This window comes from Bacteroides uniformis, assembly GCF_025147485.1.
In the GTDB taxonomy this organism is placed as follows: domain Bacteria; phylum Bacteroidota; class Bacteroidia; order Bacteroidales; family Bacteroidaceae; genus Bacteroides; species Bacteroides uniformis.
This window is the reverse complement of the sequence record NZ_CP102263.1, coordinates 715452-739102: the sequence shown is the minus strand read 5'-3', so window position 1 is coordinate 739102 and position 23651 is coordinate 715452. Positions and strand designations below refer to the sequence as shown.

At 48.6% G+C, this 23651-nt stretch carries 11 protein-coding genes and 1 tRNA gene; all 12 read right to left on the bottom strand.

Translation table 11 applies throughout. From position 1 onward, the window contains the following. Nucleotides 1-18: 18 nt before the first annotated feature. Nucleotides 19-3042, bottom strand: coding sequence for a SusC/RagA family TonB-linked outer membrane protein (locus NQ510_RS02875; protein ID WP_005830322.1), 3024 nt, complete (start codon nt 3040-3042; stop codon nt 19-21). Nucleotides 3043-3220: 178 nt separating this feature from the next. Next, complete coding sequence (locus tag NQ510_RS02870; protein WP_005830320.1) at nt 3221-6085, bottom strand: helix-turn-helix and ligand-binding sensor domain-containing protein; 2865 nt, start codon at nt 6083-6085, stop codon at nt 3221-3223. A 168-nt stretch (nt 6086-6253) separates the two neighbouring features. Further along, nucleotides 6254-6335, bottom strand: a tRNA-Leu gene (locus tag NQ510_RS02865). A gap of 76 nt (nt 6336-6411) precedes the next feature. Beyond that, nucleotides 6412-7428 carry a S41 family peptidase gene (locus NQ510_RS02860; RefSeq protein WP_085931088.1) on the bottom strand — a complete coding sequence of 339 codons (1017 nt, stop codon included), beginning with the start codon at nt 7426-7428 and terminating at the stop codon, nt 6412-6414. A gap of 44 nt (nt 7429-7472) precedes the next feature. After that, the gene (locus tag NQ510_RS02855; protein ID WP_005830316.1) at nt 7473-8327 is read right to left on the bottom strand and encodes a DUF3316 domain-containing protein; all 855 of its coding nucleotides are present in this window, start codon (nt 8325-8327) and stop codon (nt 7473-7475) included. A 61-nt stretch (nt 8328-8388) separates the two neighbouring features. After that, nucleotides 8389-11070, bottom strand: coding sequence for a DNA gyrase/topoisomerase IV subunit A (locus tag NQ510_RS02850; RefSeq protein WP_005830314.1), 2682 nt, complete (start codon nt 11068-11070; stop codon nt 8389-8391). Nucleotides 11071-11207: 137 nt separating this feature from the next. Further along, nucleotides 11208-11492 (bottom strand): hypothetical protein, encoded by a 285-nt coding sequence (locus NQ510_RS02845; protein WP_070100546.1) that lies wholly within the window; start codon nt 11490-11492, stop codon nt 11208-11210. After that, nucleotides 11492-14332, bottom strand: coding sequence for a family 43 glycosylhydrolase (locus NQ510_RS02840; protein WP_229031904.1), 2841 nt, complete (start codon nt 14330-14332; stop codon nt 11492-11494). Before NQ510_RS02840 ends, NQ510_RS02845 begins: the two co-directional genes overlap by 1 nt. Nucleotides 14333-14381: 49 nt before the next feature. Further along, on the bottom strand, nt 14382-16772 hold the full coding sequence (locus NQ510_RS02835) for a glycoside hydrolase family 31 protein (RefSeq protein WP_005830303.1): 2391 nt from the start codon (nt 16770-16772) through the stop codon (nt 14382-14384). Nucleotides 16773-16786: 14 nt separating this feature from the next. Beyond that, entirely contained in the window at nt 16787-18403 is a 1617-nt protein-coding gene (locus NQ510_RS02830) for an alpha-L-fucosidase (RefSeq protein WP_005830301.1), read from the bottom strand. Nucleotides 18404-18460: 57 nt separating this feature from the next. Beyond that, entirely contained in the window at nt 18461-21568 is a 3108-nt protein-coding gene (locus NQ510_RS02825) for a glycoside hydrolase family 2 TIM barrel-domain containing protein (RefSeq protein WP_005830298.1), read from the bottom strand. Between the two features lie 22 nt (nt 21569-21590). Further along, on the bottom strand, nt 21591-23651 hold the full coding sequence (locus tag NQ510_RS02820) for a beta-galactosidase (RefSeq protein WP_005830295.1): 2061 nt from the start codon (nt 23649-23651) through the stop codon (nt 21591-21593).

Sequence of the window (23651 nt, the reverse complement as noted above, 5' to 3'; positions counted from 1 at the left end):
TGTTTTACGTTTTAGGGTTTAGAAATCTATTTGCACTCCGAAAGTATAGGTTGAAGTCAGAGGGTATACTTCGGTATCCCAACCTTCGGCATCCGACACTTCAGGTGTGAAGCTGTTGGCCTTGAAGGTAGTGAAGGGGCGGTCGGCCGTCAATGAGAGGCGGAGTCCCGGCATCACGTAGCTGCCTATCTTCAAGTTCTTGAACGAGTAGCCCAGCGTGATGTTCTGGATGCGGAAGTAATCGGAGCTTTCTACGAAATAGGAAGCGTTGTTACTGTCTGATTTGTTCCAGGTTTTGAGAAGAGCCTTGGCCGACGGATGTTCGTTGGTAGAGCCTGCACCCGTCCAGCGGTTCTCATACTGTGCACGGTCAAAGTTATAGTAGTCGGCTGCATAGCGCAGGGCACGCTTACGGTTCCACAGTTCGCCGCCTGCTTGTCCGTAGGTAGTGAGGCTGAAGTCGAAGTTCTTATAAGAGAATCCGGCATTGAAGCCATAAGTAAAGCTGGGCACGTATGAGCCCAACACCTGCTTGTCGTTTCCGTCTATCACATGGTCGCCGTTCACGTCCTCGTAGATGAAGTCGCCGGGTTCCAGTCCGTTGGCCACGGCGATGGGGTCGGCAGCACATTGTTCAGGAGTCTGGTAGATGCCGATGACCTTGTAGCCATAGAATGAGTTCATCGTCTCGCCCACCATATTCACGGTCTTTCCGCCTTTGATGATTTTCATGTTTCCTTTTAGGCTTTTCACTTCGTTATGCAGATAAGAGAGATTGACGCCGATGTTGTAATTGAAGTCCTGGCCAATCTTGTCGTTCCAGTTCAAGGAGAGGTCGATACCGGTATTCAGAATCTGTCCGTTGTTGCCGGCCAGCAGCTCGCCACTCATCGGGAGCTTGGGTGAAATCACGGCGTTGTCAGTCAGACGGTAGTACCAGTCGATGTCGGCGTTCAAGCGGTTCTTCAGTGTACTGAAGTTGACGCCCACGTTGGTTTCGTTCACTACTTCCCAACCCAGCCAGCTGAAGTTGGTGGTGTTGATGAATCCGTCGATGGCGGTATTGGGACCGAATACGGACTGTACGTTCTGTATGCTTGCGAAGCCTGCACTGGCAGCAATCTTGTCGTTACCCAGCTTACCCCAGCTGGCACGCAGCTTCATGTAGTCGAAGATATTCTGGTTCTTCATAAACGGTTCTTGGGAGATGACCCATGCGGCACCGATGGAGGGGAAGTAGCCCCATTTGTCGTTGTACTTGGACGAGCCGTCGGCACGGAAGGTGAACATCAACATGTACTTGTCGTTGTAGTTGTAATTCAGTCGGGTGAAATAGGAGAGACCGCGGTATTTCCAGCCGTCGTCTTTCACCGTAGCGCCTTCCTTGTTGCCCAGTGCGATGTATTTCCACACGTCCTCACCTTCGGGCACGTTGGTGGCGGTACCTTCGAGCAGGCGGTATTGCTCTTGACGCATGGATGCACCCAGCATACCGGTAAAGGAGTGTTTGCCCCACTTGTCAGTATAAGTGGCCACGTTGTCCCATATATATTTGTAGTAGTTAGTGTTCTTTTTAGTGAGTTCGGTAACCTCTTTCTTCTGGTTGGTGCCTACATAGTAGGTAGGAGTGAACTCAGAACCGCGAATCATTGAGTAGTCGTAGCTGTAGCTACTGCGTATATTCAGCTTGTCGGGGATGAGGTTGAGCTGTGCATAGAAGTTGGTCAGCACTTGGTAGGTCTCGTTCCGGTTGTCGTAATAGTTGGCAGTGGCTACCGGATTGTTGAAGTTGTTGGTCAAGCCCACCTGCTCGGGCGATGTGTACTTCTTAGGGAACACGGCATCGTCGCGGCGGTCATCATACACCGGGATGATAGACGGTGTGTTGTATGCCTGTTGCCATGCGGCATTCTTGGGAAGCTGCTGCTGCGAGTTGCTGAATACGCCGTTGAAGCCTACTTTCAGCCATTTGCGGGCTTCGTAGTCAAGGGCGGCACGGAAGTTCAAGCGGCGGTAGTAGTTTTCCACGTCCATGATACCGTCTTGTGCCAGATAGCTCATGCCGGCAGAGTAGGTCGCTTTTTCCGTACCACCGGAGATATTCAAGCTGTGATTGGTCATCATGGCTGTGCGCAACAGTTCGTCATACCAGTTGGTATCGGCATTGAATTGCAGGTTTTCCATATTGCCTCCGAATTCGGCTACTGACTTTTCGAAAATCGACCGGTAAGCTTCCGGGTTGGCTTCCAACATCATGGTGGCATACTCGTGAGAGTTACACATCTCCAGCAGGTTGGTGGCTTTCTGAATACCTACATAACCGTTATAGGTAATCTTGGCATCCTGGTTGCGGCTTCCTTTCTTGGTGGTGATGATTACAACACCGTTGGCGGCGCGTACACCGTAGATGGCAGATGCGGATGCGTCTTTCAAGATGGTCATGTCCTGAATGTCGGAATTGTTCAGGAAGTTGATGTTGTCGTAGAACATTCCGTCCACTACATAGAGAGGAGAGGTGTCACCGAAGGAACCCATACCACGGATGGTCACTTTAGGACCTTCGCCCGGCGTTCCCGAATTGATGATGTTAACACCCGGTACCTTTCCCTGCAATGCTGCCATCGGGGAGGAGGTAGGAACATTGATAAGTTCTTTCTCTTTGACAACGTCAATCGGGGCCGTCAGGTCTTTCGCCTTGGCCGAACCGTAACCGATAACAACAACTTCTTCCAGTAGTTGTGCATCTTCACGTAGCTTTACATTAATGACGGATTGTCCCGCAGCGCTTATTTCCTGCGGCAACATGCCCAAATAGTTGAATACGAGAGTTGCGTCTTCAGGGACGCCGTTCAGTACATAGTTACCGTCGAGGTCGGTAGCTGCTCCAATAGTAGAGCCTTTTACTACAACCGTGGCTCCAATAATCGGTTCGTTGTTCTGATCAACAACAGTTCCTTTAACTGTCTTTGTTCCTTGTGCCAAAACTGTCAGTGGCAATGAGAACAAAATCATGAATAGAAGAAATAAAGTTTGCCTTCTCATAAACTAAATTTAAGAGTTAATAATTCTGCCGGCAAAGGAAGTAATTACGGTAAGTAAGGCAAAAAAAATCACTACCACGATAATACGTTTAGGGTAAAAATGGGTACCGTTTTACTACGTTTTCGTGTTACTTGTTTCTAATAATCAGTTTATTATGATTGAATGATTTGTAGCCGCTTTATTTCAAGTCGATGAGAAAATCCACTAATCCCGTTCCGTCGGGGATATCCAGTTTCTTGCGCAAACGGTAGCGTGCTGCCTCTACTCCCCGGATAGTGAGGTTGGTCATTTGCGCAATGTCTTTCGTAGAAAGATTCAGGCGCAGCAGCGCACAAAAACGGAGGTCGGTAGCGGTAAGACTGGGATAACGTTCGCGCAAATTACGGAAGAATTTCTCATGAATCAGGTCGAAATTGTTCTGGAATACATCCCAAAATTCCTGTGTCTCGATGTTTTCGTTGATGAGCTTCAGCAGAGATTCGAGGTTCTTGCGTCCATATTGCCCTTTCACCAGGGACTCTTGTACGACAGTACGAAGTTTCTCCAGGACCTCGTTCTTGGCAAATACACCCAGTGCCATGCTGGCAAGGTCTTTACTCTTTGCCGACAACTCGGCTTCCAGCAATTGCTGTTGCTGCAGAGTTATCAGATGCTCCTGCTCGCGCATCTTGATGTTCTGCTGCACCTGCTCTGCCTCATACTCCTTCCGTTTCTTTTCCATGGCACGGTTGGCGCGCCACTTGGAGAAAAAGTAGACAAGCGCTGTGAGAACTATGAGATAGAGCGCAAAGGCATAATAGGAGAGGTAGAAAGGGCGGGCTATGGCAAAATGATATTCCACCTCACCGATTTTCTGTCCCAAATCATTATAGGCTTCTGCCTGGAATGTGTATTCTCCGTAATCCAGGCTACCGTAGCGGATTTCGGGCTCTTTCAGGTCCGATGTCAGCGCCATGCCTTGTCCTCCTTGCAGGACATAATGGAAATGTACGGACAATTTATTGTAATGCGGCAGGCTTACTGAGAACAGCAAATCCCGGTAATTGCTTTCCAGTTCGACATTTCCAGACAGAGGCAGGCGTTTCTCCTTTTTATCGGAAGAGGAAGCAGTGACCGAGCTCAGTGAGAGGGCGGACTCCAGAGTAGGACTGAGGCTGTCTGTGTTTTTGCTGTAACTGGCGATTCCGTTGTTCAGATTAAAATAGACAACGTCATTGTCGACGAACACATTGTTGTAGTTCTCTATGCATGGAGAATCAAACAGTTCGATGAGGATGCGCTGCTTCACGATGTACTCTCCTTCTGCGTACTCTACCAATACGTACTCATGTGAACCGGACAGCCAGAAGCGGTCGTTCGTGACGGATACCACAGAATGAGCATTCCTGATGTAAGGCAGAATGGCATTCAGCTTTTGGAAGGGGATAATCTGCCGGGTGATGTCGTCATAGGTATAGAAGCCGTTGGGACTGGAAAAGACGATACGTCCTCGCATTTTCATTACTTGGATAGGGCCGATGATATATTCCGAGCCTAAATGGGAGATGTGCCGTACGCTTTTTACAGCCGACAAGTCATCGCTCAAGACTATTTTATAGACTCCCTGATACATGTGTGAAGCCCAGATGACACCGCTTTGGTCCACCTCCAAGTGCATGACCGGTGCAATGAAGCCGTCTATGACATGCGAAAAGGTCCATTGCCCGTTCTTCTTTTTATAGATACGCAAATTGGCGTAGGATGATTCCAACAGTATCTCTTCGCCATAGAGGGTGCACTTTATCAGACACGTACTGCTGTTGGTATTGCTTATGACGGAAACATTCCCTTTTTCGCCTATTAATAAGGTATGGGCATTGTTGCCTGCAAAGAGTTGCCCGTCAATGTCCTTCACATACCAGTTCTGTCCTTCAGTATGGGGAAGCAGGCGCAGATTCTCGGTAACCTGGTGGTATTCGTACAAGCCCTGGTTGGTGGCCAGATAGAAACAGTCGCCCCGGTGGGCTATGTCGTACACCATGCCCAGTTTGGTTTCATGGTTGGCAGGAGTCAGCAGCATGACGGGTGAGTTGTGGTGGATGTATGCGATGCCGTCGTCCAATGCTGCCCATACGTTGTTATCTTTGTCACAGAACAAGCCCAGGACTGTGTTGTTGTCCAGACGGTTATCCAGATTGAAGTGCCAGAGGCAATGTCCTTTGCGGTCGATGGCGTATATGCCATTCAAGACTGTACCTATCATGAATATGGAATCATTGGTCATGACGGCGCGGTTCACCCGCTGTTTCTTCAGCTCTGCATCAATGTCTGTTTTCCAGGGGGTGATGTCACCGTTGTAGCGGAACAATCCGTTATTCTCTGTGACCATCAGGAAGCTGTCGTCCCCGTCGGGCAGTAATGCCACTACATTGTCATCGTTCACTTGGCTGCGGGGGAAGAGATGAAGGAAATCCTTGCCGTCGAATTCATAGAAGTCCTCATCAATCATCTGTGTGTAGATATGTCCGTTTTGGGTGTAGAAGTAGAGCGGCTGTTGCTGTCTGTTGCGGAAAGCGTGTACCATCTTCCCGTCGTAGGAGAACCAGGCGCTGAACGACTGGAAGTAGATGCGACCGTCCAGCTCTACAATGTTCCATATCTCGTTGTTCTCCATGGGGAAATTTTTCAGGAATTTGCTCAAAGAATGGTACCGGAGAGTGCCTGCCTCCGAATACTTGAAATAGCCGAATTCCTCGAATGCCCCCACATAGATACGGTCTTCTTTCACATACACCGAACGGACAATATGGTTCCCCGGCACTTTGTGGAGAGTCCAGCGATAACCGTCATATACCAGGAGCCCCTGGCTGTTGCCGAAATACATTTCGCCGTTGCTGCCTTGCGCACATGCCCAGTTCTGATAACCGGCTTCATAGTCTTTGGCAAGATAGTTGGTGACGGCGGGCATGAAGGAAGAAGCCCTGGCCTGGATGAAGAGGATGAACAATAGAAGGCACACTACCCAATACTTGAAAAGCATCGGTCTTATCGTATTTTGTTTCATTTTTTCAGGTTAATCGAAGTGTTTCTTGGAAGCAAAGATACAATAAGTATTCTAAATATTGTGTTTTGATGAGATAAAAAAGGTACTTGAAGCGGTTAGGGAGGATGTTTCTTAATGAATATCCTCCCCTCTTAGTTGTTTGTCTTTTGAAATTTATTATAGGGATTGTGCGGATGATAGGACTCGAACCTACACGCCTCACGGCACCAGATCCTAAGTCTGGCGCGGCTGCCAATTACGCCACATCCGCGGAATAATTCCGATTAGCGGGAGCAAAGATAGAAAGAATTTTCGTTTTGGCAAATTGTTTTGTAGATAAAGTCGTTTTAGAAAGTCACTTTCAGTATTTTTCTTGCTTCCTCAATGATGGTGTCCAAGTCATTGTTCTCATCTTCTTTGCTCATATCCACTTTCTTGTCCGGGTCGATGCCGAACTCGATATGCTGTTTTTGGGCATCGAGGTGCGGGCTGGCAGAAAAGCGTACCCCCCATCCGTTGGGCAGTTCCGAAGAGAATGGCAGGCCCGACCCGCCGCCGGTTTTGTCACCAACCAGGGTGACATTGGGAAAACAGCGCATGGAGTTGACAAAATCATTGGTTGCACTATAGGAATGACGGTTGGTCAGGACAATTACCTTTTTTTGCCAGCGGATACTGTTGGAAGGTTCCACATAAATGGGAGTCGGATCTGAAAAATCGCTATGGCCTTTGCCGGTCTTGTGCTGAATATATCCCGTCAGTACTTTTTCATTCGTGAAGCGTTGTGCCATTCGGGTGGCGTTTGTCAGGTTGCCGCCACCATTGTTGCGCACGTCGATAATCAGGCCGTTACAAGCGGAAAGGTATAACAGAATCTCATCCAGGTTGCCGTTTCCGATGCCGCTGGAGAAATCACCGTAATAGATATATCCTATGTTGTCCTCCAATATGGTATATTTGGCGCCTCCAGCAATGCGGTAGTCTCTTCCCAGGTACTTTTCAATGATACTTTCGTTGAAGTTACGAGGATAATCCAGATACCAGTCCCAGTAGCGCGCCATGTTGGAGGAAGAGTACAAGTTGACATGTCCGTCTTTTAACTCGGCAAGCATGTTACCTAATATTTCAAATAGACCGTCGTAGCTCATTCCCGGGGTAATGAGTGGCTGATACTTGTCATGGATGGCATCCCAGTCTATTTGCTTGTAGTCCAGGAAGCAGTACTGTTCGTCTATTATTTTCCACAAGGCTTCGAAATTGCCTTGTGGGGTATTGTCGAACTCTTCCTCACGAATACATCCGTTCAATAGGGGCAATAACGTGAGTAGGATACTCCAAATTATTAAAATATATCTTCTTTTCATGCACATTATCCTTATCATCTTATCGTTTATCACCTTGTCACTTTTTACTTTCTCTTGTTAGGAAACAGATAGAGTTCCTTTACGAACCCCACCATGAATACATGCGAGTAAGTATGTGTCTTTATTTCATTTACTTTGGACTGTTGTGCGTCCCATATGTAAGCGAAACGCATCCGGGCACGTCCCACCGGAAAGTCTGCGGTCAGCATTTGTCTCAGAGAGGGCTGGTTGTGCAGGGAGGTGAAGTTCACTACTCCGTCCCAATGTCCTAACGTAAATATCTCGTAGTAGGACTGTCCATAGTTGGGCATGAACATGATACCTGCCAAAGGAAGATTTACCTGATAGCGTAGTGTGATGGGACGGTTCTTGATGCGCAAGTCCCAAATAGCCATTCCAGATGCGGCAAGGTTGATATAGGCACGTGCTTGGGCGGGGTTGTTTCCGTTGCGCAGATTATAGACAAAGCCACCGTTGAAGTCGCCGACTCCTCCGGCAAGCAGTTTGAAATTGCCCGTGATTGGAAAATTATAATGCAGGCCGTAGTTCCAGTTGGCCAGTCCGGAGAATGTATTGTTATTGTCTACTTTGTTGTGTGTATATCCCAAGTCTGCCTGGAAGAAAGTTTGCAGAGACACGTTGCCGTCCATCAACCGTGTCATCCGCATGCTTTCGCGGGAGATACGGAAATCGATTCCCTTATACTCCTGAGGTGAAAGATAAGTGTCGAACACGTTGGTGAAGCCGACACCATACATGGTGGCACGGGTGATAATACGGTTACGGTTGGTGGAGTCAGCCCGTAGCTTCCGGTCGATGCTGCATTGTGCTTCTTGTGCTTTCAGTCCGACACTTCCCAAGAGCAGTCCGCATAGGATTATTATCTTGTATATGTACATATTAAATTATCAATTACAAATTAGTAATCGTTAGCCACTAATACTTCATTTCCGTCCTTCATCAAAAGAGTTTCATCTGTCCTGTCATCTCGTCCAGTATGTCCCCTTCGCTTTTACCGTGGTCGGGGTCCAGAATTTCCGGTTCTTCATCCGTTTCCTGCTCTTCGGTTTTCTGCGAGGGTTCAGGTTGGCGGGTAGGCTCTAATTCGTTGATGGTTTCTATAGTATAGGTGGTCAGGCGCTTACCTTTTGCTTTGAAGCCTTTCACGGCGATGAATTCGTCGGCTTCCACCACCATCGGCTCTCGGAAATTGTCGTGGTCGCCAAACACCACCTCTAAACGCGGGTAGCACTCGTCTGTCAGCAGAATGAGGCTGCTGTTCTTGTTTTCTCCCAAGTAGTTTTGCTTGCGGGCGGTTGCCTCGAAGCAGAAACGCTTGATGTAAGGATAGTTCTGCTGGTCGGCATCGTAGAGTACGGCGGTCCATACTTTGTTCGGATCGTATTTCTCCAATACGCGTATGCCATCGTCATAGTGATTGTTCAAGTCGAAGTTGGTGGCATAGAACTCTCCGCTGTTCTGTACGACAAGGATGGTGTCTTCGCTCTGGAATTCTCCGAGATATTCTCCGCGCCCGTCGTAGTTGAGACGTAGCACATCACGGTCGAACCAGACTTTCCGTCCACCCAGCGTGGAGCCTCCACGTTGTTTCAAGGCTATCTTGTGTACGGGGAGTTTCGTGAGTATATTTCCCATGGCCTGCCGTCCCTTGATATTGATGTTGCTGAAATCCTCCTCGAAGATAATACGGCGTACACGGGGATTGGGTTTCAGGGTTACCTTGATGATTTCAGCTTCTCCATTGGGATTGGCGGTGAAGTAGGTGATACGGGAGTCGGGAGTACCTTGCGTCACATCGTATTCGCGGTCACGCACCACGGAAGTGACGGCAAAACGCTTGATATAGCTTGTCCCCTCCTTGCCGTCACGGTAGCAGACATTGTAGATGGTACGTTTGTCGTTCTTCTTAAAAATGTTGGCATAAAGTATATTCTTGCCCACGAACTTCTTGTCGGCCACCGGTGTGATGATATATTTTCCATCGCGGAAGAAGATAATCACGTCATCTATGGGCGAGCAGTTGCCTATGAATTCGTCTTTCTTCAATCCAGTTCCGATGAAACCCTCTTCGCGGTTGATGTACAGCTTTTCGTTGGCTTCGATGACTTTGGTTGCTTCGATGGTGTCGAAGTTACGCAGTTCCGTGCGGCGGGGGAAGGCTTTGCCGTACTTGTCCTTCAACATACGGAACCAGTCGACGGTATATTCCACGATGTTTGCCAGATGGCAGTCTATCTCCTCTATGTCCTTTCGCATGCGTGCTATCAGTTCCTCTGCCTTGTCGGAGTTGAATTTGAGGATACGTGCCATCTTTATCTCCATCAGCCGGAGGATGTCTTCCTTGGTCACTTCGCGGATAAAAGTCGGGTAGTAGGGAGTCAGGCGCTCATCGATATGTTCGCAGGCGGCATCCATGTTTTTGGCTTGTTCAAACTCCTTATCCTTGTAAATACGTTCTTCAATGAATATCTTTTCGAGTGAAGCGAAATGCAGGCTTTCCAGTATCTCTCCCTTACGGATTTCCAGTTCCTGGCGTAGCAGTGCCAATGTGTTGTCGACTGATTTGCGCAATACATCACTCACGGTGAGGAAGTGGGGCTTTTGGTCGTCGATGACACAGCAGTTGGGAGAGATGCTCACTTCACAGTCGGTGAAGGCATAGAGGGCATCGATGGTCTTGTCGGATGATACACCCGGGGCTAGATGCACTAATATTTCCACACTGCCGGATGTTAGGTCCTCTACCTTACGTATCTTGATTTTTCCTTTTTCGCTGGCCTTTACGATGGAGTCGCATACACTGGCCACCGTTTTCCCGTAAGGAATTTCCTTAATGGCAAGTGTCTTGTTGTCTATCTTTTCTATTTTGGAGCGCACGCGTATCGCACCGCCACGTTCACCGTCGTTGTATTTGGATACATCGATACTGCCTCCCGTCTGGAAGTCGGGGTACAGCTTGAATTCTTCGTTGTGCAGATAGCTGATGGAAGCATCGCACAGCTCATTGAAGTTATGTGGTAATATTTTGGATGACAGGCCTACGGCAATACCTTCCACACCTTGTGCAAGCAGCAGTGGGAATTTTACCGGTAGTGTAACCGGTTCTTTGTTTCGCCCGTCATAAGAGAGTTTCCATTCGGTGGTCTTGGGGTTGAATACCACGTCCAGTGCGAACTTGGAGAGACGTGCTTCGATATAACGGGGGGCAGCGGCGCTGTCACCCGTCAGAATGTTACCCCAGTTTCCCTGGCAATCCACGAGCAAGTCCTTTTGTCCCAGTTGTACCAGAGCATCGCCGATAGAAGCATCACCGTGCGGATGGAACTGCATGGTATGTCCTACGATGTTCGCCACCTTGTTGTAGCGCCCGTCTTCCATGCGGCGCATGGAGTGGAGGATACGCCGCTGTACGGGTTTCAGACCATCCATGATATGGGGTACGGCACGTTCCAATATAACGTATGAGGCGTAGTCCAGAAACCAATTCTGGTACATGCCGCTCAGTTGGTGCTTTATATTGGCATCCTTTGCGTCCGCAGGTTTGTAATCCGAGTGTTCTTCGCTCCCGGCCGGGAGTTCCTTGTCCAAATCATCTTTCGGTGCTTCAAAATCTTCGCTCATATTTGTTCGGGAATTGTCTATTCTATGATATTACTGATTTTTCAGTCGCAGGCAAAAATACAATTTTTGTTCGATAAATGAGAATTTGCGCGGAACTATTGTGCCAAATCCTTCCCATTTTTTAAAACTTCTGCCCGTTAATGGAACCAATCTGTCTCTTTCCCGTTAGCGGAATTATATTGAGGACGTGCTTCCGCCTCTTTGCGGACAGCGATGTTGCTTTTGTCTTTCTTGCCGACAAGTTGGCAAGGTTTTGCCACCACATTGGCAAAGCTTTGCCAAAGGCATGGCAAAACTTTGCCAATATGGTGGCAAAACGCTGGCAAAGTAACTTGCTGGCTTGTTGTGTGTTGGCTCGAATTGTGCAGCGATATCATCACAAGGGTGAAGAGATACTGGGCAGATTCTGCCGACGGATTCATTATTTTGTGAATTTCCATTCGTCAAATAAGAACTTTCCGTTCCCGAATACGAAGTAAATGTCGTGTTTGCCTTTTATCCGTTTGTCCAACGGCTTTGTCAATGTTTGCCACGTATCGGTATCAAAGGTCAAGGTGGATAGGAGCGGACCGTCTGGACTGTCCATGTGTATTTCGATGGAGCCTTTCCCTTTTATCTTCATCTGTATGGCTTGAGGTGATTGCGGGAATTCCGCACCGCGGACACAGATGGCCTGTCCGCTCTTGTTTCCTACGGCAGACATGTTGCCTGTCTGTCCGGTAGGTTCAAAGGCAACGCCGCGTGTGGCGGCTGTGGTCTCGGCCTGTTGCTGCGCAAACGGGTCGAGAGGCTTGATTTGTGAAACGCCCTTGGCTGTGGCTGTGCCCATGTGGATAGTGAGGTCCTTTTCGTCCACCTCTATTTCTTCCACGCAGATACTGCGGACACCCACTTTGAGGTCGCGGCTGTCCTGCAAGCCCAGTGAGTGGTAGAAGAGATAGTACTTCCCTTGAAATTTTACCAGATGTGTATGGTTGTTGCTGTCGGACATGCCATAGTCGCCGGGATTTTTGAAGTAGTTGTCCCGATAGGTCCAGCTGTCTGTCTCAAGTGGCGTGCGACTCGTCATGTAGCTCATGCAGCACCGGCTCGGCTTGTCTATATCCTTGTGGGGCCATGCATCCCGGTTCTTCCAGTTGGTGTTGTAGGTGTAAATCCAAGTGCCGTTCAGATAGTTCAGTTCGTTTGCTTCAAAGTGGTATGGCGCTTTTATTTCAACTATTTCGCTGTCCAGCGTCTTCATGTCATTTGCCAGCCGCACGATGCGTGCGTCTCCGGGAATGTAGTCGTCGCTGTCGCCCCCGCCAAAGGAGAGCCAGCCGATGCCCTTGTCGTCGATGACTACTCCCGGATCGAAGGGAGCTTTACACTTGCCGAGTCCTGGAGTATTACCGTCTACCACACATTTGCCCAATGGGTCTGTCCAGGGCCCCACGGGGGAAGTGGCAGTCAGCATACCTACACCGGAACCGCTGTTGGAGTAGTACAGATAGAAGTGGGTTTTGCCGTCGGCCTCCTTGCGCGAAGCGATGGAAGGTGCCCACGAAGCCATTCCCCAGGGAGCCAGAGCCTTTACATTGATTACTCCGTGATAAGTCCAGTTCACCATGTCGTCAGAAGAGACCATCGTCAGCGAATGGATGTGCTGATAGGTGTTTTTCCCGTTACGGCCCACTACATCATATTGCTGGTGGTCGTTAGTGCCGTACACATAAATGCGGCCGTCGTGCACCACTGCTGTGGGGTCGGCCATGTATTGGAAGTCGAGAAGGGGATTGGCATTGCCGGTAGAGAACTTGGGCGAGAATTCAAAAGATTCTTCCAAAGCGCTGTCTGTAGAAACCGGAATGTTTTCAGAAGAGGCAATGCTGTCTGCCCGGAAGGGGGCTAAGGGGATGCCTTCCGTTGAAAAAAGGTTGCCTTGAGCAGCGTCACTGAAGCAGTAGCGAATGGAAACCGGGCTTTCGATTCCTTTTACCGGGACAATCAGCTTTCCCCCGTCTATCCTGGCCCGGGCCTCTTGCCATTCCTGGCCGGCTGCGGCCATCATCAGCCCCTCTATCCTTTTCCCGTGTACGGCCAGTCCGTTCTTTATGTCTTTGAAAGAGATTGTCACATGGTTGCCTTTGCGGCAGGCGCTTTCAAAGACCGGGCTTTTATAGGGGCCTGCATATATATGGTATGTATCGTCCAGTGCAAGATTGGCGAGACGTTTGCCTACGCTTCTTTTGTCACGTGGATGGATGTCCTGCACATTGTCCACCAAATCTGACACGGTAATCATCTTGACCTTGTCCAGCATTTCGGGCAACATGGCCTGCTGCTCGCGTAGCAGTGCCGGTCCGTTGTCTTTGGAGTGGTATTGGAAGGGGGCTATCTGGACCAGATAGAATGGGAATTCCTTGTTAAATCCGGTACGCCACGAGCCTATCAGCCGCTGCATCACCCGGGCGTAGGAGCTGGCACGGCCTTGGTTGGCTTCTCCCTGATACCAGATGCATCCGGCAATGCCGTAGGGCATCACGGGATAAATCATGCTGTTGTACAACGTGCCTGTTTCAGCCGGAAACCAAGGATTGGATTCATACGGATAGTCGCACAAGACCGGGTCGCTCATTACGCATTCGCGGGGCGTCCATGTCTCGGCGGTGGTTCCGCCCCATGCGGCTACGATGATTCCTACCGGCACGTCCAGCTCTTCCTGGATGTTGCGGCCGAAGAAGTAGGCCAGGGCACTCGTGCTGCGCATCGTTTCGGGCGTGCACTGTGTCCATTGCGAGAAACAGTTTTCTTGAGGGAACGGGGCGGCTATTCTGGCCACGTGAAAAATTCGGAGATTGGGACAATGGGCATTTGCCGTTTCCTCGTCTCCGTTCTTTATGCCGTGGTTGGCGCTCCATTCCATATTGGATTGTCCGCTGCACAGCCAAACTTCGCCTAGCATGACATCGGTCAAGGTTACTTCTGACGAGCCGCTGAAACGAATCTCATAAGGTCCGCCGGCTTCGCCGGAAGGTACACGGGCTGACCATTTCCCCGTATTATTGACTTGGGTTTTGATTATTTCTCCTTTCATCCATTCGGGGGCGATGGAAATTGTTTCTCCCGGAATACCCCATCCCCAGAAAGTAAGTTCTGAGTTACGTTGTAGCACCATATGGTTGGAAAATATGGCAGGGAGTTGTATCGCTGCTTGCAATTTCAGGATGCCGAGCAGCATAAATAAACTTAAAAGGGTAAGATAATGATGATATTTTTTCATACGAGTATTTATTTCCATAATGCAAATTAATAGCTGTTTTTAGAAACCATTACATTTTAACCGTTACTTTTTTCCCATTATAAGCCACTGCCTTTTTTGCGCCATCAGCAGTTACTATGTTGAATTTCCGTTCTTTCAACATACCGGAAAACTCTCCTTTCCGATTTTCAATAGTGAGCATGCGAGTACGGTCATTCCATTTCATCGTAATGGTGCTGTACATTCCTTTTTCATAATTGTAGTTGTCATTCTCGTCTTCGTAAAGTGTGAATTCGCCGTTACAACCGGGATACACTTTTATCTCCAAGTTGTCCCATGATTTTTCGGTGCTATACTGCACTTCGGGACCTATTGGCAGGATGGAACCTGCTTTCACATAAAGTGGTAAAATGTCAATAGGGGTATCTTTCACGATATATTGTCCGCCGGAGTGTTTCTGATTGGTCCAAAAATCATACCATTCCGTATTTTTAGGCAGATATATTCGCATAGACTTAACGGTACTGAAATCTTCTACACGGATGGTGTCCGAAACTGTTTGGGTATACATGGGTTGGGTTACAGGGCATACCAATAGGGATTTGCCAAACATATACTGATTGTGGATGTTCCACACGTTGCGATCGTGGGCAAAATCCATTGCCAAGGCACGCATGAAGCTGGACTGATTGGCAGTTACCTCCCAGGCAGTTGTGTAGATGTATGGTAACAAACTGTAGCGTAACCGAATGTATTTCTCAATCGCATCGTATATTGGCTCGCCTTTTTTGCCGAATTGATAGATTTCTCTGGGAGCACCTTCCCCATGTGACCGCATCATGGGACAGAATGTACCGAACTGTATCCAACGGGCATAAAGCTCGCGATAATCCGGGTCATCCAGCATCAAGGGATATTGCCATAGGAAGAATCCGCCGATATCGCTGTTCCAATGGGGAATGCCGCATAGTGAGAAGTTTAATCCCGCAGGTATTTGCTTCTCCAAAACTTCCCATGATGCTGTGATATCTCCTGTCCATGTATTGGCACCATAACGTTGCTGGCCGGCAAAGGCTGAGCGGGTAAGGATAAATACGCGTTTATCCGAAGTTACGGCACGCTGGTGGTCGTACACTCCACCTACACTCATTAAAGGGTAGGCATTGCGTACTTTACGGAATGACCCCAAATAGGTGGGCGTGTCAAAATCTTCAGGAATGGGGTGAAAATGGTCGGGTTCGGTAGAGTCCATCCACCAGCCGTCTATACCCACAGAACGTAGGTTCTCGTTCAGGTACTTCCAATAGATGTCGCGTGCTTGCGGATGGTAGGCATCGTACACGCGGGCACCGGATGGATAGTCCATATTGGGAGGCCACTTCTCGGAACCGGATTCGGGCCATGTGCGGAAGTTGAAGAGCATGTTCCCTTTGTCTAACTCGCGATAGGGTTTGGTATGTGGTCCGAAAGCTGACCAAATGGAGATAATAATGTGGGCGTTCATTCCGTGTATGTCTTCCATCATTTTTTTGGGGTCGGAGAATTCTTCGTTCAAAAAATCCATTGCGTTCCACAGGTAGTTGCTTCCCCAGTATCTCCAATCCTGGATAATTCCATCGAGGGGCACACCCAGTTCGCGGTATTTTTGCACTACGCCAACAATCTCTTTTTGGCTTTTGTAGCGTTCACGGCTTTGCCAGAATCCATATGTCCATAATGGAAACATGGGCACTTGTCCTGTGAGGTAGCGCATCTGGGCAACTACTCCATCGGCATTTTCGCCGTACATGAAGTAGTAGTCAATGCAGTCGCCGACTTCAGAAAGGAAGGATGTCTCTTCTTGATTGTCTTTGAAGATGGTTGGCGAATAGTTGTCCCAAAAGAGACCGTAGCCTTTGACGGACTGGAAGAAGGGAATCACATCCTCAAGATTGTCTTGGATAAGGCGTTTGGTCTGGTTACGTTGCGACATTTTGCCGTTTTGCAATTGTCCCAATCCATAAATAGCTTCGTCTTTCTCTAAGGTGAACGATTGATAAACGCTGAAGGTTTTTGTGCCGGCATCGTTGAAATCATCAAAACGTGCGCCTTTATTTTGTTCCTGCAACAGCGATTTTCCATCGGAAGAGGCAAAAGTTATTTGTCCGGTCTCTTCGTTGAGATGGACTGTAAGCTGATGGCTTTTGATAGTCAATATGCCCCCTTTCGAAGAGACGGATAGTTTTACTTTTTCCGGTTGCCCGATGACCGACAAGCTTTCTTTGGTATACTTCCAGCCGTCAGGCGATTTTAAGATTCTCACTGTGACAGGAGAGAAGAAGCTAATATCTATATTTATACCTTGCACAGTGCTTTTAATGCCTTGTGAGGTGCGTTGGTAGGTTTGTGCTCTGCCTTGTTCTGCTATGAAAAATGTCAGCATCAGCAGGACAAATAGTCTTAAAAAAAATCCCTTTTTCATACAATATCAGCAGTTTAACGGTTAGTGATTTTCAGTACCAAAGAAATAGGATTGGGAGTCTTGTCTTTGGGAAGGTCAATAAGCAAGCCTTTGGAAGTTCTTCTGAACTTTGCCTTTCCGCCTCCTAATAATTCTACCTTTTCGATTTCTCCTTTGCAGTAGGGACTGCCGGTAGCCAGTGATTTTATCTGTATTTTTCTGTCTGAGGGCCATTTCATGATATGGGCATACAAGTATTTCCCTTTTTTCACAAACCGGATGTCGGCAGAAGTGTAGGGTGCGTTCTTGCCTTCGTTGAATCCTGCTCCGTCCAAAGGTATTGCTGTTTCTGTGGAGGGACCTTCACCATAAATACACCAGGGACGTGTGTCGAATATTCCTTCTCCGTTCACCTCCATCCAGGCGGCTATGTCTTCCAGAATTTTTTCTTCCTTGTCGTCGATGGTACCGTTTCCTTTCATTGGTACGCTTAGTAATAGGTTGCCATTTTTACTGACGATGTCAATGAGCATGTGGATGACGGTCTCGGCTGATTTATACCAGTTGTCTTCGTAAGCAAAGCGGTTATAGTGCCAAGTACCGAGGCAACTACAGGTTTGCCACGCCTTGTCCTGGCATTCCGATGGAACCCCTTTTTCTACATCCCATACGATGGCCTCTTTATGTTTAGCTTCCAGCTTCTTTCCGAAGACTACGGCATTGAGATTGCCCTTGTGAAGCTTCATGTTTTGGTTATAGTAGTGCGACACGACTTTCAGCCCCGTATCGTTGATGGGCCAGAAGGGGAGTATGCTGTCGTCGAAATAGACCAGGTCGGGATGATATTTGTTTATCATGTCCACTGTGCGGTCGAAGAAGTTGTCGTAGTAGCTCTGCGGGGGGACAGAGGTTCCTTCGGGCCAGTCCCATGCCACCCAAGCATGTCCGCTCAGGGCATGATTCTGTACGTATAGCTCTTGCGGGTCGTAGCCTTCCCACCATTTTCCCTTGCCGTCTTCCTTAGTCACTACGCGGGCATCGTAGGAGATTCCTGCGTATGGGCCTTTCTTGTCGGCTCCTTGTGCAGTTTCATACCATGTCCAAGCATGGGAGGAGTGGATGCTGACACCGAAGGGCAGTTTGTTTTTGCGAGCCGCTTTCTCCCATTCACCCAGTACGTTTCGCTTGGGGCCCATGTTGACGGAGTTCCATGACTGGTATTTACTGTCCCACAAGTCCATGTTGTCGTGATGGTTGCCCATGGCAAAGAAATATCGGGCACCGGTTTTCTTGAAAAGGGCTACCAGCCTCTCCGGGTTCCATTTTTCGGCTTTCCATTCGTTGATTACATCCTTGAAGCCGAATTCCGAAGGATGTCCGTAATGCTCCAAGTGCCACTTGTAGGCAGCACCGCCCTCTTCGTACATGCCACGACCGTACCAGTCGCCGGCTTCGGGTTGGCATTGCGGACCCCAGTGTGCCCATATGCCGAATTTGGCGTTGCGGAACCATTCGGGCACTTCGTATTGGGACAATGACTCCCAGGTAGGTGAGAACTTGCCCGGTTCTGCTTTCTCTTGTTGTGCCAATGCACTGCCCCCTTGCAGGATGCAGGCGGATAGGAGAATTGTTTTAAAGATGTTTCTTTTCATACCTTTATTGTTGTTTACAAAATGTTTATTTCCTTTTTGAATACATTGATGAACGGATTATTCTGTTTTGTCCATATACTCCATGATAAACCCATATCGGTAGGAGCGATTGCCGTCAATGGTGTATGGCTTCATGGTCTGTGCGCCCCATCCGTCGTTTCCACCTACTCCGTGTATGTTGGAGTCGATATTCAGGTTGATGAAGTCGCGTTCGGGCAGTTCGTGCGCATGTTCTTTCCCTTCTAGGTCTTCTTCCCCGTAGGGCCATATACGGAAACATAGGGGTTGCAGGCCTTTGACTTGTATTTTCCATCGCTCACTGTCTCCCAGCATGAACCAGCGTGTATCGCACCGGTTGGCATTGTCTTGCGGTACGATGTAGTTCGTGATAAATTCGTGTATGCCACACTCGTAGACTCCCAGGAAAGCGGAGCTCTTGCGGTCGGGATAGTTCTCGAACTTGCCGCGTCCGTACCAGGCTATCCGATTCAGCGCCGAGGGCATTCTCATGCGCATACCGAATTTGGGCATCAGCGGAATATCTTCCTTTTCAGGCTGATAGGTTGCTTCTACTTGTATGCGGCCTTTGCCGTCCACAGTGTAGCGGAGATGGTAACCGGCTCCTATCCGGGGGAGGGAGAGACTGGCATCCACTATCACCATACCATCGTTTACGGTTGCTTGGTATGCCTTTACGATACGTTTTTGCTCTGCATTTTTCCAAGCGCTCAAACGTTCATTGTAGCCGTTGCGGACCTGAATGTCATTTGCCGGTTTCCAAAAATAGGGTTCCAAGGCACTGTGCAACAACTCTTCTCCCTTGACTCGCCAACTCACCAAAGCACCGGTACCTTTTTCTATGGTGAACAAGGCATCGGCGGCTATAATTTCCACCGCTTCGGGTGTCTCCTTAAACGTGGCCTTCCCGCCGTCATCCTTCAATTGTGGGAATTCATAGTCATGATACGTAAGTTGTTCCTTGGCAACTTTGAAGCCCTTCTCTGCCCACGTCGTGGATTCCTTCAACGTGGCATATACATTGAGGCAAAGTTCCCCACACTTATCCGGTCTTGAAGGTACCTCCAGCAGATTCCCTTCGGACAAGTGGAGGTCGCCGTTGCGTACAGCCTTTCCGTTGCATATCCACTCATAGCTGTAATCGAATTCATCCAAATCGGAAAACGCATACCCGTTGGTCAATTTGATTTGCTGTGTTCCCTTCTTTTCAAACTTGATGTATTGATATACTTTTTGTACTTCATAGTAATGGGGGTGAGGCACCCGGTCGGGAGATACCAGCCCGTTAATGCCGGTGGGACCGTCGTTGGGATAGTCCCCGAAATCTCCTCCATACGCCCAGAATTCATCGGGCAGTAATGGGAGTGACGAGGGGCTCTCGCCGAAACTTAACGGTGCACCGTTAAGCTTTTTAGGAATGCCTTGGTCTACCCAGCACCAAATGGCAGCTCCGATAATACTTTCGTCCTTTTCAATCACATCCCAATACTCCTTGAGGTTGCCGATGGAATTTCCCATGGCGTAGGCATACTCTCTCATGAATACGGGGCGGTCGGTTATTTTCTCGCCAAGTTCCTTCAAAGCGTTGGGATGCAGATAAGCTTCGTCATAGACATCGGATACGGTGCGGTCTGTATCGTCGTATATCGGTCTGGTGGGGTCTAAGGCACGGATTGTGTCTGCCATAGCTCGCAAATTGGCACCGCTTCCACCCTCGTTGCCCAATGACCAGAATAGGATGCACGGATGGTTCTTGTCCCTTTCCACCACGGCTACTGCCCGGTCCACATGGGCCAGTGTCCATTGAGGGTTGTCTCCTAATACTTTGTTCCCCAAACCGTAGGCATGACTTTCGTGGTTCGCTTCGTCCATTACGTAGATTCCATACTTGTCACATAGCTCGTACAGCAATGGCAGATGTGGATAGTGGGACGTGCGTATCATGTTGATGTTGGCTTGTTTAATCAGCCGGATATCTCTCTCCATCGTCCGGCTGTCGACAAAGAATCCCATACGGGGATGGAAGTCGTGACGGTTCACTCCTTTCAGCTTGACGGCTTTCCCGTTGACTTTGAAGACGTCTCCCGCGATTTCTATTTTCCGTATGCCCCAATGGTATTCGAACGATTCCAAAAGTTCATTCTTCCTGCGAAGCTTGATGTGGATGTCATATAGATGCGGTTTTTCGGCAGACCATAGTTGAGGCTCCCGGAGCATTTCGGACAGTGTGACGCTCGTTTCAGAAAAGGCCTGAATAGTACCTACGGGAGCCACCATTTTTTTGTCGAGTTTATTTCCTCTGTTGTCTTTCCCCACCAGGTTTATTTCTACGGTCAGGTCTTTTACTTTACGGTCGGTCTGGTTTCTTATCCAAATTTCGGTTCCGAATGTAGCTGAACGCATGTCGTCCGACAAGTCGCTGCTGAACCTATAGTCCCGGATATTTGTCCGGGGACGTACCCATAGCTCTACCGGCCTGAGTATTCCACTAAGCCGCCACATGTCCTGGTCTTCCAGATAACTGCCGTCCGACCACCGATACACTTCCACTGCCAGACGATTGGCTCCGTTCTTCACAAATTCGGTTATGTCAAACTCGGCAGGCGACATCGAATTCTGGCTGTAGCCTACCCGCTCTCCGTTTACCCAGACATACATGGCCGATTTTACTCCTTCAAAGTGAAGGTATAGGCACTTGTCTTTCATATCGGGCGTCACTTCGAACGTGGTGACATAAGAGCCTGTGGGATTTCTGTGCCCGTAACTGTAATATTCGGCGGGAGGCTCGCTTGTCACTCTGGGTGCATCCTTCTGGAAGGGATAGTTTACGTTGGAATAGATAGGTTTCCCATAACCTTGCAATTGCCATGCTCCCGGCACTGTGATGGTATCCCATGTGTCGGTATTGAAATCATTCTTGTAGAAGTCGGCCGGGCGCTTTCCCGGGTCGGCAGACCATTGGAATCGCCACTTGCCGTTCAGGGATATGATTTCTTTGCAATCGACTTTTTGCGAAGGCAATGTCAGTGTGGCATGATACGGCTCTTTGTTGATGCCGACTACAATAGGATTCTCCCAGTCCGGAGCTTCTTGGGCGCCGGCATATAGGGCACTTAGCAATAGAAAGGCAAATATCTTTTTTCTCATTTTTTCTCATGTTTTCTGATGGTCAATAAACTTCCATGATGAGAACTCCCCAGGGGGGCAATGTTACATGGTCTCCTTCTTTTACAGTCTTGCCGGAAATCAGCTCTTTGGATGTCGGATAGTTATGAGTGATTTCTTTACTCTCGCTGCTGTAATTGAAGAAGTAACGGATGGCTTTTCCGGCTTTGTTTATTCCCGAACGCTGTATGATGGGGAACACGTCGCTCTCTGAAGAGATGATACCGGCATGGATGGCTGCCTTTCGCACGATGGCATTCAGCAATTCCTGCGAAGGGTAGGCTCCTATGTAGGTCAGTTTGCCTTTGCCATACTTGTTTTCGGTGACAACGGGCCATTTGCCGAAGAACGGATGCTCTGCATAAGCCAACGGGGTGGCTGTCTCGGGAATCAGGAATTCATACCAGTCGCTTATCTGGTTCTTTCCCTCTAATTGAAAGGGGTTATCCTTTAATGATAAGTCACCGATAGTGGAGAATTCCTGGTAATGGAAGCCGCAGGCTTTGCGTAGCGGCCCGGGAGCCAAGGTGGCCCGAACTGCGGAGTGCTCATTGCAGTAACCGCTTTTGTGCATCATTACCACGTGTCCGCCGGACTGTACGAATTCATCAATGGCTAATAGCAATTGGTCGGTAGCCACATACAAAGGGGGAATGACAAGCATGTCATATCCGCTGAAATCGGTTGTCTTGTCACAAGGGATGATGTCCGTTTCTATGTTTTGGAAATAGAGGGCTTTATGCACCATATCAATGGGATAATTGCTCTTGTAAGTGTAGGGCATGAAGCCGAGAGCATGATAAGAATCATGACTGTAGAGGATAGCTACCCGGTTTTTCTTTTTCAAGTTCACGATGTGGCTGCCTATTCTTTCCAACTCTTTGGCGGTGGTGGTGAATTCCTTGTATATGCGGTTGGGCTGGAGGTCATGGCCCAGCACGCCTCGCCAGTATGTCTCCTGCCCGTAGTGCAGGGTAGACCAGTGCCAGTATTCCACCATATTGGCTCCGGAAGCATAATGTGCGTACACATTCTGCCGCAACTGGTTGTCGTAGGGAGGAAACTGGGTGCGGGCATCCCAGCCGATGCCTTGTGCGTTGGTTTCCATGACGATGTAATTGTTGTCGGCCACGGTGCGCACGAAGTCACCGGCATAAGCGATGCGCTGGCCGTCTTGTTTATCCTGTACATCGTGATAGACATTGATGGCAGGATATTGCATCTGCCTGAAACTTTCCACTTGGTCTATATTATGGAAGTCGGGCATAAAGCAGTGGGTGACAAATTGGTCTTTACGCTTGTATTCATTTACAAGGTCGCACTGCCAATTCAGAAAATCGGCCACTTCCTTCCGGTTATAGCGTTCCCATTCATTCTTGTACGAGGGGCTTGTCACTCCATCGCGCGGATAGAACTCTTCCCAGGTGTTGATGTTCATTCCCCAGTAGTTCATTCCCCATTCCTTGGCAAGCAGATTCAGGTCATTGTTGAATTTCTGTTTGATGTAGTTCCTGAATCCGAAGAAATAGTCTCTGTTGTTTACTCCGCGCGCTTCTGTTTCGTTGTCCACTTGATACCCGATGACTGCCGGATGCTGTGCATATCTTTCCAGCATCTTGCGGATAATCCGTTCGCAATAGAATTGGTAGGTCGGGTTTGTAAAATCCATGTTCTGTCTGATTCCATAATAGGCTTTGTTTCCTTTGGCGTGTTCTGCCAGCACTTCCGGGTGTTTGTATGCCAGCCATGCAGGAATGGAATAGGTGGGAGTTCCCAAGATGACTTTGATTCCTGCTGCATGCATCTTGTCCAGAATGCGGTCCATCCATTCAAATTCAAAATTTCCTTCTTGCGGCTCAAATACTCCCCAGGCAGATTCTCCAACGCGCACTACTGTCAGGCCGGCTCTTTTCATCAGCCGGATATCTTCATCCAGTCGCTCATAGGGCATATATTCATGATAGTAGGCTGCACCATAAAGCACGTTGTCGAATGAATACTGCGCTTTTATTTGTAAAGCGCTTAAAAACAACACTAATAGAATAAAGTAATTTTTGTTTTTCAT

Coding starts and splice junctions, on each gene's coding strand:
- NQ510_RS02875 (WP_005830322.1), bottom strand. CDS start 3,042: ATGAGAAGGCAAACTTTATTTCTTCTATTCATGATTTTGTTCTCATTG.
- NQ510_RS02850 (WP_005830314.1), bottom strand. CDS start 11,070: ATGAGCGAAGATTTTGAAGCACCGAAAGATGATTTGGACAAGGAACTC.
- NQ510_RS02845 (WP_070100546.1), bottom strand. CDS start 11,492: ATGAATCCGTCGGCAGAATCTGCCCAGTATCTCTTCACCCTTGTGATG.
- NQ510_RS02820 (WP_005830295.1), bottom strand. CDS start 23,651: ATGAAAAACAAAAATTACTTTATTCTATTAGTGTTGTTTTTAAGCGCT.
- NQ510_RS02830 (WP_005830301.1), bottom strand. CDS start 18,403: ATGAAAAGAAACATCTTTAAAACAATTCTCCTATCCGCCTGCATCCTG.
- NQ510_RS02835 (WP_005830303.1), bottom strand. CDS start 16,772: ATGAAAAAGGGATTTTTTTTAAGACTATTTGTCCTGCTGATGCTGACA.
- NQ510_RS02840 (WP_229031904.1), bottom strand. CDS start 14,332: ATGAAAAAATATCATCATTATCTTACCCTTTTAAGTTTATTTATGCTG.
- NQ510_RS02855 (WP_005830316.1), bottom strand. CDS start 8,327: ATGTACATATACAAGATAATAATCCTATGCGGACTGCTCTTGGGAAGT.
- NQ510_RS02870 (WP_005830320.1), bottom strand. CDS start 6,085: ATGAAACAAAATACGATAAGACCGATGCTTTTCAAGTATTGGGTAGTG.
- NQ510_RS02860 (WP_085931088.1), bottom strand. CDS start 7,428: ATGAAAAGAAGATATATTTTAATAATTTGGAGTATCCTACTCACGTTA.
- NQ510_RS02825 (WP_005830298.1), bottom strand. CDS start 21,568: ATGAGAAAAAAGATATTTGCCTTTCTATTGCTAAGTGCCCTATATGCC.